Consider the following 14,368-nt stretch of genomic DNA (forward strand, 5'->3'; position numbering starts at 1 on the left):
TCGGCAGACGCCGGGGCGGGTGACTGCCGCAGTCGCCTATGCCGCGAGCGCCGCAAGGATCGCGTCGACGAATCCGTCGACGTCGTCCTCCGTGGTGTCCCACGCGCACATCCAGCGCACTTCGCTGCCCGCGGCATCCCAGTCGTAGAAGCGGTACGCCTCGCGCACGCGGTCCGCGGCGGCCTTCGGCAGCGTGGCGAACACCCCGTTGGACTCGGTCGCCTGGGTGAAGCCGAGGCCGGGCGCGGATCCGGATGCCACGGCATCCTCGAGCCCCGACCGCAGCTTCGTCGCCATCGCGTTGGAATGCTGCGCGCTGCGCAGCCAGAGGTCGTCGGTGAGCAGCGCGATGAGCTGGGCCGAGATGAACCTCATCTTGGAGGCCAGCTGCATGTTGACCTTGCGCAGGTAGTGCAGGCCGTCGGAGGCATCCGGATTCAGCACCACGATCGCCTCGCCGAGCAGCAGGCCGTTCTTCGTGCCGCCGAAGCTGAGCAGGTCAACGCCCGCATCGGTCGTGAACGCGCGGAGCGGGACATCCAGGTGGGCGGCCGCGTTGGCGATGCGCGCGCCGTCCAGGTGCACGCACATGCCGAGCGAGTGCGCGTGCTCGGTGAGCACCTTCACCTCGTCGACCGTGTAGCACGTGCCCACCTCCGTGGTCTGCGTGATCGAGACGGCCAAGGGCTGCGCGCGGTGTTCGTCGCCCCAGCCCCAGGCCTGCTTGTCGAGCAGCTCGGGCGTGAGCTTGCCGTCGGGAGTGTCGACGGTGAGCACCTTGAGCCCGCCGACCTTCTCCGGCGCGCCGCCCTCATCCGTGTTGATGTGGGCGGTGGATGCCGACACCACCGCGCCCCACCGCGGAAGCATCGACTGCAGCGCCGTCACATTCGCCCCCGTGCCGTTGAACACCGGGAAGACCTGCACCCCGTCGCCGAACTGCTCGGCGAACACCTCGTGCAGGCGCTCGGTGTAGGCATCCTCGCCGTAGGAGATCTGGTGGCCGGTGTTCGCGGCGACGATGGCGTCGATGATCTCCGGGTGCGCTCCCGCGTAGTTGTCGGAGGCGAAAGCGCGGGATTCGGGGTCATGAAGGCGGTGAGTCATGGTCTCTCCATCTTCGTCGATGCACGGACGAGGCACGAGCCGCGCAAGCTGGTTCGCGATGCCTCATCCTGTCGCAGGGAGCGGATGCGCACCGCCCTCGCATCCAGCAGGAATCGAGAAGTGCCGCCGCGAGCCCGTTCCTATGGTCGAAGCATGAGCATTCACAGCATCACCATCGAAACGGATCCGGACGCCGTGGCGTCCGCACAGTCCTTCTACCGTGACGCCCTGGGCCTCGCGGATCGCGTCGGCGTGCGCGCAGCCACCCAGCCCAGCACGGGCTTCCGCGGATTCGCCCCTTCGCTCATCTTCATCCAGCCGGGGGATGTCGACGCGGCCGCCGAACGGGCATTGGCCGCGGGCGCCCAGGTCCTCAAGCCCGTCGAGAAGAGCCTCTGGGGTTACGGTGGCTCGCTTCTGGCCCCTGACGGCACCGCGTGGCAGATCGCCAGTGCGAACAAGACCGCCACGGGTCCGGCCACCGGGGAGATCGAGAAGCTGGTCCTGTTGCTCGGCGTCGACAGCGTCAAGGCCAGCAAGCGCTTCTACCAGGAGCAGGGTCTGAGCACGAAGAAGAACTTCCCCGCCTACGTCGAGTTCGACTCCGGTGCGGTCACGCTCGCCCTCTACAAGCGTGCCGCGCTCGCCAAGCAGGTCGGCATCGACCCGGCCGGAAGCGGAGCGCACCGCCTCGCGGTCATCGCCGACGGGACGTTCACCGACCCGGACGGCTACGCCTGGGTCGCCGCGGAGAGCACGGTTGCGGCCGGGTAGCCGACCATCGCGACGAAGCCCGGTGTTCCGCACGCACACGCGAGCCGCCCACCGGGCTTCGTCGGATCCTGTCAGTCTCTGTGGATCAGCTGGGGCAGCCCGCGTTCTTCTGGGCCGCGTACGCCGAGTTCAGGAACGCGGAGTTGCCGTAGCCGAACTTCTGGGCGCACAGCTTCTTCCAGGTGGCAGGGCCCACCCATCCGTCACTTGACAGACGGTTGGGTGCGGCCGACTGGAAGTCCTTGACCGCGTCCCGAGTCGCGTTGCCGTACGAGTTGTCGACCTTGAGACGATACGAGCCGTTGATCGACAGGTACAGGTTCAGGATCTTCTGGATGTCGCCGATGCACGTCGAATAGCCGCCGTACCCGTAGACGTTGTCCACGCACTTGGTCGATGCGCTCGCGGACGTCGCGGGAACGACGACCAGTGCGGATACCAGCGCGGCGCCACCGAGGAGCGAAAGAGTCTTTCTACCGATTTTCACGACCGCCACCATACTGAGAGCTTTCACATACGGACATGGGGAGTGCACCCCATGGCGCCCCGTCTCATGGCTCTGCTTGGATATGGGGTGCACCATCTCCCCTACCCCCTTTGTCCGCGCCTTTCGGGCGCAGAAGGAGATATCCCTGTGACGTATCCGCAGACCCCCGTCGCTGCGCCCCAGCAGCCCGCCGTCGCGCCTGCCAAGACCAACACGCTGGCGATCGTCTCGATCATCGTCGTGTGGTTCGTCTCGCTGCTCGGAGTGATCCTCGGGCACATCGCCCTCTCGCAGATCAAGCGCACCGGTGAGGGCGGACGCGGCATCGCGCTCGCTGCTGTCATCATCGGCTACGTCGCCATCGGTCTCGCGATCCTGCTCATCATCTTCGCGATCATCGTCGGTGCCGCGTCGGCGAGCGTCAGCACCTACAGCTACTGACGCTGTCACGAGGGCGCCCAGCTCGACCGGGCGCCCTCCATCCCTTCCCACCACCCATCAACATCACCCGGATCACGACGCGCGGCAGACGACTCGCAACCCGAACCCCGCAGTTCGCGACCCCCAGTTCACAATCCGAGAGGACCGCACCGATGTCGGATCCGCAGTACAACGCCCCGGCGCAGCAGTCCTACCCGGCGAACGGATACCAGCAGCCCGGATACGTGCAGCCGGTGTACGTCGTTGCGGCGCCTCCCACGAACGGTCTCGCCATCGGCGCCTTCGTCTCGGTGTGGTTCGTGAGCCTGGTGGGCATCATCCTCGGGCACATCGCACTGTCGCAGATCAAGCGCACCGGAGAACGCGGCCACGGCCTCGCGCTCGCGGCCGTCATCATCGGCTATGTGTCGCTCGGGCTGGTCGTGCTGTTCCTGTTGTTCTACGTGATCGTGCTCATCGGGATTCTCGGAACAGTGGCGGCGACCGCGGGCTCGTACTCCTGACGACCGATCAGACGCGCGTGGTGGCCGTGATCCCCTTGGTCGACTCGATCGTGTCGCCCATCTTCTTGTTCAGCGCCTCGTAGAACATCGAGAGCGGGAACTCATCGTCGAGAACGGCATCCGTGTAGCCCTTGGGTGCGCCGGCGAGCACGGCATCCGGCAGACCCCTCGCCCAGACGGATGCCGGGTTCGGCGCGAGCACGCTGCTGACGAGCTCGTAGGAGGCCAGCCAGTGCGCTGTCTTGGGGCGGTCGATCGAGCGCCAGTACAACTCGTTGATGGCATCCGAGAGGGCGATGACGGCGTCGCCGACGGCATCCCAGTCGATGGAGAGTCGGGTGTCTGTCCAGTCGAGCACGTGGTGCTGGTGCAGCCACGCGAACAGCAGCTGTCCGCCGAGGCCGTCGTAGTTTCGCACGCGGCTCCCCGTGATCGGGAACCGGAAGATGCGGTCGAAAAGGATGGCGTACCGCACGAGCTTCGCGTGCTCGAGGATGCTCGCCTGGTTCTCCGACAGCTCCTCGCGCGGCAGCGCGCCGAGGGTCTGCTCGAGCCGGTACGCCTCGCGATAGGCCGTGAGGTCGCAGCGCAGCTCCTCGAGCGAGTAGAGGAAGTACGGCATGCGCTGCTTGATCATGAACGGGTCGAACGGCAGGTCGCCGCGCATGTGGGTGCGGTCGTGGATGATGTCCCACATCACGAACGTCTGCTCGATCAGGCTCTGGTCATCGAGCAGCTTCGCCGCCTCCGCCGGCAGCTCGAGCTTCGTGATGTCGGATGCCGCCCGCACGACAACGCGGTAGCGCGCGGCCTCCCGGTCCTGGAAGATCGCACCCCACGTGAAGGTAGGCAGCTCACGCATCGCAACGGTCTCAGGGAAGAGCACGGCCGAATTGGTGTCGTACCCCGGCGTGAAGTCGACGAGCCGCAGCGAGACGAACAGCTTGTTGCCGTAGTCCGTGCGCTCCAGCTCGGCCACGAACTCGGGCCAGATCGTCTCGACGATCAGTGCCTCGACGTGGCGATCCGTCGATCCGTTCTGCGTGTACATCGGGAACACCACGAGGTGGCGCAGGCCGTCGACGCGGTGCCGCTGGGGCTGGAACGCCACGAGGGAGTCGTAGAAGTCCGGAACGCCGAACGCGTCATCCGTCCAGCGTCCGAGATCGCGCTGCAGCGTGGCGAGATAGTCGGCGTCGTGAGGGAAGAGGGGCGCCAGCTCGACGATGGACCGCACGATCGTGTCGACGTGAGCGCGGGCATCCGCGTGGCGGGAGGCATCCGGAATCGAGCCGTCCTTGACCTGGTCGGCCTGGATGCTCGTGGCCGCCGCCTTCAGCCGCAGCCACGCGGGGTCGGTCGCCACCGAGGCGAGACGTGCCGCCGCCGCGGCATCGAGTGTGGTCGCCGCGTGCTCCGCGGTGGAAAGGATCGTGGACACGGCTAACCCCCTTGAAAGTGAAATGGATTGCGTCTCTTTCGAGGGTAACGACGAGGTTCGGGGATGAGTTTGCCGAGTTGAGACGAACTGTTGCGTATCGAGACTGAAGTGCGCTCGTTCGTTGCGTCAGGCGTTCGTTGCGTCACGAGCGCGGCCGTGTCGGCAGAGACGCCGCGCGGGCGCGACGCCGGCGGCGCGACTGGGTGTCAGCCCGCACCTGCGGTGTCCGCCGCGTCACCGAGCGCGAGCGCCGCAGCGGGGTCGTCGAGATCGGTGAGGTCGACGTCGGCGCGTGCATGGCGGCCGACGGTCGGCGCCTCCCTTGGGATCTCCACGGCGTGCGACGCCGTCTCGAGGTCGTTGGATGTGGCTGACACGGTGCGCAAGAAGACGATGAGCCAGCTGAAGATGAGCACGGCAGCGATCATCTCGACCGCCGTGAGGTTGTAGTAGCCGACGGCGAAGAAGACCGCGGCGACGACGATCGCGAGCAGGAACACGATGCCGAGTGCGACGAACGTGCGTGGCAGTTCCGGAATGAACCAGCGCAGCCCGACCGTGATCACCAGGTAGGCGACCACCATGCCGCAGGCGACGGAATTGTGCACGACGAAGAACCTGTCGACCGGGAAGATCCCGACGCACGCGAGCAGCAGGCCGAGCGCGACGAGCAACCATCGCACGACCTCCACCCCGACCCTGCGCGGGATGCGCACGAGGGCCGCCGTCGCGTACCGCGCGATCGTGGTCACGAGCAGGCCGGCGACGATGAGCGTGAGGTTGAACGCGAACGACGAGACGTCGTTGGTCATGCCCAGCGCGCTCAGGTTCTTCTGCCACCAATGCGGATCCGATGCCGTGATCATGCTGGCGACAGCCCCCAGCACGAGGAACACGGCGAGCACGCCGGCCAGTCGCATCCCGTTCATGCCCCATGCCGAGAGGAACACGAAGTAGCCGCTGATGGCGGCCGCCCCACCCGCGAGCACCGCGGCCGGCAAGGCGTAGACGACTGCGCCCTTGAAGCTCAGCTCCATGACCTGGCCGAGCACGAGCCAGAGCAGCAGGCAGATCACCGTGTGCGCGATCGTGAGCGCCACGAGATCGATGAGCACGCCCACGATCGTGTGCTGTTGCAGCCGCCCGCGGACGACCAGAAGCCAGGTGACGACGAACACGACCACGGCCGTGACGGCACTGGCGATCGACGCGAACTGGCCGAGCGAGCCCGGCCCGGTGATGGGCTGCTCCGACGTGCCGAACACGAAAAGCGCTGCGACCGCGACGATGACGAAGGCCGTCGCGCCGACTCCGAGGGCGACGGACTCACGACTCGTCGCGGCGCCCCGCGCGCTCTCGCGCACGCTGTCGACACGTTCACGCAGGCTCATGCGCGTGAGCGTAACCGCGCATCCGGCCAGGGCGCTTCACCCGGTCCGCGCTATATCGGTGGTTGAGCCCGGGGCGCTATCGCTGATTTCGCTCCCCAGCGCGCACGGTCGTCACGTCGCTACGCGACGCGCCGGAACCGGCGGCCCAGCTCTGCCAGCGGTCTCACGGAACCAGCGGGTACTCCACGTACGCGAAGCGGGTGCCGTCCGGCGACCAGCTGGCGACGTTCATGGTGCCCTGTCCGCCGTGCAGTGCGACCAGGTCCGTCGGCTCGCCGCCGTCCGGGTCGATGCGCCGCAGCAGCACCTCTTCGTCAGCCGGATGCCCGAGCACGCCGGCCGGGTAGCTCACATACACGAGATCCCGGCCCCCAGGCGCAACGTGCGGGAACCAGTTCACCCGCTCGTCGAACGTCAGCTGACGGATGTCGGATCCGTCCGGCCGGCAGCGGAAGAGTTGCGCGTGCCCCGGGCGATCCGATGCGCGCTCCGAGTTGAAGTAGATCCACTCGCCGGACGGATCGAACTCCGCGCCATCGTGCGGCTTGTCGGAGAAGGTGAGCTGCGTGTCGTCCGCTCCGTCGATCCCGATGGTGAACACGTTCGTGAGCGCTGGCGTGCCGGGACCGGGATTCGGGCCGAGCGGCTCGAGGCCGATGTACGACAGGGTGCGGCCGTCGGGTGAGATGCCGTGCAGGTAGTGGTTGAACGGCCGATCGTGGTCGTGGGTGACCCGCCGCGTGGTGCCGTCGGCCAGGGACACCTCGTGGATGTGCTTGTCCTCGGCCGAGATGTAGAGGCGACGGCCGTCGGGCGACATGACGTGGTCGTTGTTCGAGCTGTCGATGTCTCCGGTGGGCACCAGGATCGGGGAGGTCCCGTCCGGGAGGCCCTCGACCGGCAGCCGGTACATGAGGCCGTCCTGATTGACCACCAGCCATTCGTCGTCGCCCCAGTGTGGCGACACCGCCCAGTTCGGTGCTTCGAAGACGGCCGTGTCGCTCTCGTAGACGACGGTGCGGTCGCCGGACGCGATGTCGAAGACGACGAGCCTGCTGACCTGGCCGGGTGCGAGGGAGCGCCAGCTGCGGAATGCCATCGTGTCTGCTTCCTTGTCGGTGTCGGAGAGGATCGGGCGGCGTTGGGCGATGCCGGCCTCGTGTTCCATTGTGGTCGGTCTGTCGCCACCGGTTGAGGTGCTGGTTTCGACGGGCTCAAGCAGCGGTGGAGGGCCCAGGCCGGTGCCTGCGAGGATGGAGGGGTGACGACGATGCGGACGATCGGCAGATGGGTGCCCCTCGCGGTCCCGGTCATCGCGGCGATCACCCTGGTGATCGCGTGGGGATCGAAGCCGGGGGTGGGGCTCGCGATAGTGTTCGCGGTCATCCTGATCGCGGTCATCCTGGTGGCGGTGCACCATGCGGAGGTGATCGCGCACCGGGTCGGCGAGCCGTTCGGATCCCTGATTCTGGCCGTGGCCGTCACCATCATCGAGGTCGGCCTGATCGTCACGCTGTCCGCCGGCGGGGACGAGCACGCCGCGACGCTCGCCCGCGACACGGTGTTCTCGGCGTTCATGATCACGACCACCGGGCTGATCGGGCTCTCCATCCTGATCGGGGCGTTCAAGTTCGGCACGGTGCGGTTCAACTCGGAGGGATCCGGCGCCGCGCTCGCGACGGTCTCGACGCTCGCGGTGTTGTGCCTGGTGCTGCCGGACTTCACCGAGGCATCCGGTCCGCGGTTCTCGCCCACTCAACTGACGTTCGCCGCGATCGCGTCACTGGCGCTCTACGTGCTCTTCGTCATCACGCAGACCATCTCGCATCGCGGATTCTTCCTGCCCGTCTCCGACACCGCGGCGCAGCCCGGCCAGAAGCACGGCCTCGCCGCGAGTGCTGAGCTCTACGAGAGCACGAACACCGACGGCGACGCCGACGACGACTCCGACCACGAGAAGCCGCCGTCGCTCCGCGCCACGCTGATCAGCCTCGTGCTGCTGCTCATCTCGCTCGTCGCCGTTGTGGGGCTGGCGAAACTCGAATCGCCGTCGATCGAGGGCGGCGTCGTCGCGCTGGGGCTGCCGGAGTCCGTGGTCGGCGTGATCATCGCGCTCGTCATCCTGCTGCCGGAGAGCATCTCGGCCGTGCGGGCCGCGCAGCGCAACCACATCCAGACGAGCCTCAACCTCGGGCTCGGATCCGCGATGGCGAGCATCGGGCTCACCATCCCCGCCGTTGCGGTGGCCTCGATCTGGATGCCTCAGCAGCTGGTCCTCGGCCTCGGCAACACCCAGATCGTGCTGCTCGCGCTCTCCATCCTGGTGACGATCCTCACCGTCGTCCCTGGGCGCGCCACGAAGCTGCAGGGCGGTGTGCACCTCGTGATCTTCGCCGCGTTCCTGTTCTTGTCCGTCTCGCCGTAGAGCCGGGTCGGACGCAGACGGCCCGCGGTCCGTCCCGCCGGGTCCACCCTCTCGGAGACGCTCGACCCACTGCGAAAAGGCTCGACGACCCCTTGCGAAAAGGCCTGACGAGCCTTGATTTTGCTGAGTTCGCAAGTCCTGATCGGTTTGCGAAATCGGGGACAGTCTGATTTGCGGTCCGAAATCCGCGGAATTCCGCGGCGGATCCGCTCCCAGAGGCCTCGGAGCCTCTGTGCACAGCCTGTTCAGAGCGGATGGGTAACGTTTCGCCAGTCGTCGCGCTGCGACCTCGCCCGCACCTACCCGGGCGGCGGCCGCGGCACGATGAACGCCCCGACCCGACGGACTGCTGTGTGGCAGCCGCGGGGTGTCCTGCCGGCGTGGTCCTACGCCGTTGCTCCGCTGTGCCCGAACGCGGCGGAGCGGTCGAGCATGACTCCGGGGTGCCCAACCCGCCCGGATGGACGCGACCCTTGTGTGTCGCGTGGCATCCGTTTCCTGGTGGAGCGTGCGCGCAAGACCGGGTGGACGACGCGGGGCAGACCCGAGCATTGGAACCCCTTGACCTTCTCCGACCGTATTTCTCCCGGCACCATCAGAAACTCCTTCCAGAACCTCACCGCCAAGGCGGTCAAGAACAAGCGAGGCCTGACCGTCGCTGCAGCCGCCGTCGTCGCGGTCTCCGCGGTCGTGACCCCCGTGGTCGTCTCGAACGCTTACGCCGAGCCCGCCAAGCAGGCTGCAGCCCTCTCCGAGGTGGTCAAGGGATCGCCCATCGCCCCGATGTCGGCGCAGCACACGGCTGCGCAGGACTCGTTCGACGCCCTGGCCGTCGCCCAGATCACCGAGCAGCAGGTGCAGGGTCGGGCGGATCTCGGCAAGCTCGACACCGCGATCGCCGCGCTGAGGGACAACTACTCGTCCGATTCCGCCACGCTGCGCAAGCTCACCACTGCGGCGAATACAGCGGTGACCGCCGCGAACAAGGCCGCCGCTGAGCACGATGCTGCTGTCGCTGCCGCGCAGAAGGCGGCCGAGGAGGCTGCTGCCAAGGCCGCGGCAGAGGCCGCCGCCGCCGCTGCGGCACTCGCGCAGGTCAACACACCCGACGGCGCCCGCTCCTACGCGCAGTCCACCATGGCCTCCAGCTATGGCTGGGGCAGCGACCAGTTCTCCTGCCTGAACAGCCTGTGGAACCGTGAGTCCGGCTGGAACTACCAGGCCTACAACTCCAGCGGTGCCACGGGTATCCCGCAGGCCCTCCCCGGCTCGAAGATGGCCAGCATCGGAACCGACTGGGCCACCAACGCGGCGACCCAGATCAAGTGGGGTCTCGGCTATATCGCCGCCTCCTACGGAACGCCGTGCGGTGCCTGGTCGCACTCGCAGTCGTACAACTGGTATTGATTTCGCGCGCATCGCGCTGACCCGTACGAAGACGCGCTCGTCCCTCCCGGGACGGGCGCGTCTTCTGCGCCGAGGGTGCCCGTCCCTCCTCCCGAGGGTGCCCGTCCCTCCTCCCGAAAGTGCCCGTTTCTCCGCGCGAGGGTGCCCGTTCCTACCCCCGAAAGTGCCCGTTTCTCTTCTCGAGGGTGCCTGTTCCTCCTCGAGGGTGCCTGTTCCTCCTCGCGGGTGCCTGTTCCTCCTCGCGGGTGCCTGTTCCTTCGCGCGGGGTGCCCGTTCCTCCGCGCGAGAGAGCCTGTTCTCTTCACGTCGGAGGCACTCTCGGGGGTAGGAATGGGCACCCTCGGGGGTAGGAACGGGCACTTTCGGGGGTAGGAATGGGCACTTTCGGGGGTAGGAACGGGCACTTTCGGGGGTAGGAACGGGCACTTTCGGGGGTAGGAACGGCTCGATCAGTGGCAAGGGTGCGAAGGGGCCTGGTGCGCGGTTGACTGTTGGCGTGGCATCCGACGCGGTGAGTGGGCAGGAGCAGAGCGCGGCGGAAGCCGTGATGGCGGCGCTCGATGCGCTTGCGGATCCCGAGGACGCAGTCTTCCTGCAGAGGTTCTTCAAGACCGGACCCGGCGAATACGGCGAGGGCGACGTCTTCATCGGCGTGCGCGTTCCCGACGTGCGGGCCGTGGTGAAGCGATCCGGCGCACTGTCACTCGAGGCGATCGGCGAGCTGTTGCAGAGCCCTGTGCACGAGCATCGGCTCGCGGGACTCGTCGCGCTGAACGCACTGTTCGCGCGGGCATCGGCGCCCCGAACCCGCGATGACGACGAGCGTGAACGTCTCGCCGCTTTCTACCTCGTCGCCGTGCGCGCCGGACGCGTGAACAACTGGGATCTCGTCGACGGATCCGCCGAGTTCGTGCTCGGCGAGTACCTGTACGACCGGCCGCGGTTCATCCTGTTCGAGCTGGCTCGCGGCGACTCGGCAGATCCGGGCGACCTGTGGTGGCGCCGCGTCGCGTTGCTGTCGACGTTCGCGTTCATCAAACGCGGGGATGCCTCGACGACGCTCGAACTGGCATCCTTCGTTCTCGATGTGGACGACAGGCGCGACCTCACGCAGAAGGCGACAGGATGGATGCTCCGCGAGGTCGGCAAGCGCGTCGACCGCGCCCTGCTCATCGGCTTCCTCGACGCGAACGCCGAGCGGATGCCCGCCACCATGCTGTCCTACTCGACGGAGCATCTCGACGCGGATGCGCGCGCGGCGTACCGTGCGCGGCGGAGTCGGGCGCGGTGACGCACTCTCGGGAGTACATTCGCGCACTTTCGGGAGTACATTCGCGCACTTTCGGGAGTACATTCGCGCACTTTCGGGAGTAGGTTCGCGCACTTTCGGGAGTACATTCGCGCACTTTCGGGAGTACATTCGCGCACTTTCGTGGGTACGTTCGCGCACCTTCGGGACCGGGGTTGTGCACGGAAGCCGTGCACTTTCGCCGGAGGCGGCACGGGGCGCGGCCGTCAGTCGACGGGCTCGCCTCGTAGCTCGATGGCGATCTGCGAGGCGTCGATGTTGGCGAGCGCGTTCGCCAGCGCATCCGCGTCGAAGGTGCCGTTGTCGCGGGCGTCCAGCAGCGCGGATCGCTGTGCTTCGAGCACCGCCAGCCGATACGCCTTCTCGGCCAGGAACTGTTCCTGAGTGGGTTCGGTCTCGAGTCGGGCGGGCTCGGGGATGCCCTCCGCGCTGGTGCGCATCAGTTCCATGAGCTGCGTGCGCTCTTCCGTGTTCTGCTCCTCCAGCGCCTTCTGATCGACCTTCGGTGCGAGCCAGCGCACCACGGATCCGATCGTTCCGCCCTGGACGAGGAGCGACAGCGCAGCGACAACGAACGCGATGAGCACGAGCACGGACCGCTGAGGCGTGTCGGTCGGAAGGGACTGGGCCGCAGCGACCGTCACCGCCCCGCGCATGCCGGCCCAGACGATCACGATGCCCTCGCGCCAGCCGAGATGCTGCCGCCGGAAGTAGTCGATGTCGGCCAGACTGCGGGTGATGCGCGACGCGAATCGCTGCAGGTTCCGCTCCGTGCCGTTGCGACCCGGGCGGGCATCCATCGCAGCGGCGGTCTCGTCTCGACCCTGCGGCGACTCGATCCTCTCCTGCATGGTGCGCAGTCGTGCCTCGAGCTGTTCGTTGCGTCCGCGGCTGCGAGACAGCGAGCCCAGCAGCGGTGCGACGTACGCGGCACGCACGACGAGGGCGAGCACGAGTGCACCCGCCGCGATAAGCACGGCGACACCAACGCCGGCGTGATCCTTCTGCACGCTCTCGAGGATCGACTTGAGCTGCACGCCCATCGTGAGGAAGACGATCCCCTCCAGGAGCAGCTCCACGGTGTGCCAGTTCTGCGTGTCCGAGAGTCGATTCTGCGGTGAAAGGTCCCTTGGCGCGCGGATGCCCGTGATGAGGCCGGCGACCACGGCTGCGACCAGTCCGGATCCGCCGAGCAGCGTCGCCGGGACGGCGGCGACGAACGGCACGGTGAACGAGATGACGGTGTTGACCGTCGGATCCGTGACATGCCTGCGCACGAGCAGATTGACCCGTCCGACGACGATTCCCAGGATCACCGCGACGATCACCGAGTACAGGAAGGATCCGGTCGTGCCCCAGAACGAGAAGGATGCGGCGACCGCGACGATCGCCGTTCGCAACAGGGTGAGGGCCGTCGCATCGTTGAGCAGGCTCTCGCCGTCGAGGATGGCCACCACGCGCTTCGAGACCGGCGTGCGTTTGATGATCGAGGTGGCCACGGCATCCGTCGGGCTCACGATCGCACCGAGGGCGACGCCCCACGCGAAACCCAGCCCGGGCAGCACGAGCATGAAGAAGAGGCCGAGCACGAGCGAGCTGACGATGACCAGCACCACCGACAGGCCGCCGATCGCGCCGAACTCGCGACGGAAGTTCATCGCCGGCATCGAAACGGCCGACGAATACAGCAACGGTGGAAGGAGACCTTCGAGGATCCACTCCGGCTCGATGGGCGCCGCTCCGATCACCGGTACGAAGCTCGCGGCGATGCCGATCACGACGAGGATCAGCGGCGAGGCGACGCCGAGTCGCGGTCCGAGCAGCGTCGAGGCCGCGATCACGATGAACGCGATGACAATCACGACGAGCAGTTCGGTCACCTGCACAGCCTGACAGCTGGCACGGTGCGTTACGCCGCATTTCCGCCGGTGTCGGGAGGTGTCCCGAGGTTTCCGGGGGGCTCGATCCCCGCCGGGATCGGTGTTTGCATCGGACCGGCCAGCAGCCGGATCTCGGTCTGGCCCCACGACATCCGAAGGGGACAACCATGGCACGCATCCACTCGAGCATCACCGATCTCATCGGCGACACCCCGCTCATCGAGCTCGGCCGGTATGCGGAACGGCGGGAGCTCACCGCCCGGCTTCTGGCCAAGGTGGAGTACTTCAATCCGGCGGGCAGCGTGAAGGATCGAGCCGCGTGGGCGATCATCCGCGAGGCGGAAGCGTCGGGAGCGCTTCAGCCAGGCGGCCGCATCGTCGACATCACGAGCGGCAACACGGGCATCGCGCTCGCCGCCATCGCCGCGCGGCGCGGTTACCGCACCACGTTCTACCTCGGCGACAACATCAGCCCGGACAAGGTCGCGCTGCTACGCGCCTACGGTGCCGAGCTGGAGGTGGTGCCGAACAGCTTCCTCGCCGATCCTGCCAACCTCCCCGTGCTCGTCGAACGCGTCGAAGCGGAGAATCCGGATGCGTTCTTCGCGAATCAGCTGGGCAACCCCGCGAATCCGCAGGCTCACTTCGACACCACGGGTCCGGAGATCTGGGCGGACACGGATGGCGAGGTGGACATCCTGGTCGGCGGCATCGGCACAGGCGGCACGGTGTCGGGCGCCGGGCGTTTCCTGAAGGGCAAGAAGCCTGCCGTGCGGGTGGTCGTCGCCGAGCCCGGACTCGGATCCCTTCCCACACCGGAGAACCTCTACCCGGCGGAGATCGACGGCGTGCACAAGGTGACCGAGGTGGAGTCGGACTTCCTGCCGGAGAACTTCGATGCGAGCGTTCCCGACGAGATCGTGGCGCTCGAGACCCAGCAGGCACGGGAGGCCGCCAGAGCGCTCGCCCGCGAAGAGGGGTTGCTCGTCGGCACGTCGAGCGGAGCCGCGCTCTGGGTGGCGACCGAGCTGGCCAGGCGGCCGGAGAACGCGGGAGCGACGATCGTCGTGGTGTTCCCCGACACGGGCGAGCGGTACCTGTCCGCCGGCACGTTCGGCACGCTGGACGACGCGGAGACCCTGAACGTGGAGACCGTGCCGGCCTGATGCCGACCGCTCGGGCACGACGGGCCGCGACACACTT

13 protein-coding genes are annotated in these 14,368 nt (G+C 67.4%); 7 read left to right on the forward strand and 6 right to left on the reverse strand.

What is annotated here, in order from left to right; genetic code table 11:
* Positions 1-36: 36 nt before the first annotated feature.
* Positions 37-1,107: a threonine aldolase family protein gene (locus ACX9R5_RS04340; RefSeq protein ID WP_459407767.1), complete on the reverse strand. Its 1,071-nt coding sequence runs from the start codon at positions 1,105-1,107 to the stop codon at positions 37-39.
* Between the two features lie 153 nt (positions 1,108-1,260).
* Between ACX9R5_RS04340 and ACX9R5_RS04345 the strand changes: the two genes are divergently transcribed.
* Positions 1,261-1,881, forward strand: a complete 621-nt coding sequence (locus ACX9R5_RS04345; protein ID WP_459407768.1) for a VOC family protein — start codon at positions 1,261-1,263, stop codon at positions 1,879-1,881.
* Between the two features lie 85 nt (positions 1,882-1,966).
* Here the strand turns inward: ACX9R5_RS04345 and ACX9R5_RS04350 are convergent, their stop codons facing one another.
* Positions 1,967-2,368: a peptidoglycan-binding domain-containing protein gene (locus tag ACX9R5_RS04350; RefSeq protein ID WP_459407769.1), complete on the reverse strand. Its 402-nt coding sequence runs from the start codon at positions 2,366-2,368 to the stop codon at positions 1,967-1,969.
* Between the two features lie 147 nt (positions 2,369-2,515).
* Here ACX9R5_RS04350 and ACX9R5_RS04355 point away from each other — a divergent pair, with 147 nt between their 5' ends.
* Together ACX9R5_RS04355 and ACX9R5_RS04360 are read left to right on the forward strand one after the other, a co-directional pair.
* A complete protein-coding gene (locus ACX9R5_RS04355) occupies positions 2,516-2,809 on the forward strand; it encodes a DUF4190 domain-containing protein (protein ID WP_459407770.1) in 294 nt (97 codons plus the stop codon).
* Positions 2,810-2,961: 152 nt separating this feature from the next.
* Entirely contained in the window at positions 2,962-3,312 is a 351-nt protein-coding gene (locus ACX9R5_RS04360) for a DUF4190 domain-containing protein (RefSeq protein WP_459407771.1), read from the forward strand.
* Positions 3,313-3,319: 7 nt separating this feature from the next.
* Here the strand turns inward: ACX9R5_RS04360 and ACX9R5_RS04365 are convergent, their stop codons facing one another.
* From ACX9R5_RS04365 to ACX9R5_RS04375, 3 genes are all read right to left on the reverse strand, one after another.
* A complete protein-coding gene (locus tag ACX9R5_RS04365; RefSeq protein ID WP_459409037.1) occupies positions 3,320-4,744 on the reverse strand; it encodes a DUF6421 family protein in 1,425 nt (474 codons plus the stop codon).
* Positions 4,745-4,959: 215 nt separating this feature from the next.
* Complete coding sequence (locus ACX9R5_RS04370) at positions 4,960-6,144, reverse strand: DUF998 domain-containing protein (RefSeq protein WP_459407772.1); 1,185 nt, start codon at positions 6,142-6,144, stop codon at positions 4,960-4,962.
* 163 nt (positions 6,145-6,307) lie between these two features.
* On the reverse strand, positions 6,308-7,312 hold the full coding sequence (locus tag ACX9R5_RS04375) for a TolB family protein (RefSeq protein WP_459407773.1): 1,005 nt from the start codon (positions 7,310-7,312) through the stop codon (positions 6,308-6,310).
* Positions 7,313-7,414: 102 nt separating this feature from the next.
* Between ACX9R5_RS04375 and ACX9R5_RS04380 the strand changes: the two genes are divergently transcribed.
* From ACX9R5_RS04380 to ACX9R5_RS04390, 3 genes are all read left to right on the forward strand, one after another.
* Positions 7,415-8,569 (forward strand): calcium:cation antiporter, encoded by a 1,155-nt coding sequence (locus ACX9R5_RS04380; protein WP_459409038.1) that lies wholly within the window; start codon positions 7,415-7,417, stop codon positions 8,567-8,569.
* Between the two features lie 561 nt (positions 8,570-9,130).
* Complete coding sequence (locus ACX9R5_RS04385) at positions 9,131-9,976, forward strand: aggregation-promoting factor C-terminal-like domain-containing protein (protein WP_459407774.1); 846 nt, start codon at positions 9,131-9,133, stop codon at positions 9,974-9,976.
* A gap of 496 nt (positions 9,977-10,472) precedes the next feature.
* The gene (locus ACX9R5_RS04390) at positions 10,473-11,267 is read left to right on the forward strand and encodes a DNA alkylation repair protein (protein ID WP_459407775.1); all 795 of its coding nucleotides are present in this window, start codon (positions 10,473-10,475) and stop codon (positions 11,265-11,267) included.
* 224 nt (positions 11,268-11,491) lie between these two features.
* Here the strand turns inward: ACX9R5_RS04390 and ACX9R5_RS04395 are convergent, their stop codons facing one another.
* The gene (locus ACX9R5_RS04395) at positions 11,492-13,165 is read right to left on the reverse strand and encodes a cation:proton antiporter (RefSeq protein WP_459407776.1); all 1,674 of its coding nucleotides are present in this window, start codon (positions 13,163-13,165) and stop codon (positions 11,492-11,494) included.
* A gap of 167 nt (positions 13,166-13,332) precedes the next feature.
* Here ACX9R5_RS04395 and ACX9R5_RS04400 point away from each other — a divergent pair, with 167 nt between their 5' ends.
* Complete coding sequence (locus ACX9R5_RS04400) at positions 13,333-14,331, forward strand: PLP-dependent cysteine synthase family protein (protein WP_459407777.1); 999 nt, start codon at positions 13,333-13,335, stop codon at positions 14,329-14,331.
* Positions 14,332-14,368: the final 37 nt, after the last annotated feature.

This window comes from Rathayibacter sp. CAU 1779 (assembly GCF_054551755.1).

Coding starts and splice junctions, on each gene's coding strand:
- ACX9R5_RS04360 (WP_459407771.1), top strand. CDS start 2,962: ATGTCGGATCCGCAGTACAACGCCCCGGCGCAGCAGTCCTACCCGGCG.
- ACX9R5_RS04340 (WP_459407767.1), bottom strand. CDS start 1,107: ATGACTCACCGCCTTCATGACCCCGAATCCCGCGCTTTCGCCTCCGAC.
- ACX9R5_RS04370 (WP_459407772.1), bottom strand. CDS start 6,144: ATGAGCCTGCGTGAACGTGTCGACAGCGTGCGCGAGAGCGCGCGGGGC.
- ACX9R5_RS04400 (WP_459407777.1), top strand. CDS start 13,333: ATGGCACGCATCCACTCGAGCATCACCGATCTCATCGGCGACACCCCG.
- ACX9R5_RS04345 (WP_459407768.1), top strand. CDS start 1,261: ATGAGCATTCACAGCATCACCATCGAAACGGATCCGGACGCCGTGGCG.
- ACX9R5_RS04375 (WP_459407773.1), bottom strand. CDS start 7,312: ATGGAACACGAGGCCGGCATCGCCCAACGCCGCCCGATCCTCTCCGAC.
- ACX9R5_RS04380 (WP_459409038.1), top strand. CDS start 7,415: ATGCGGACGATCGGCAGATGGGTGCCCCTCGCGGTCCCGGTCATCGCG.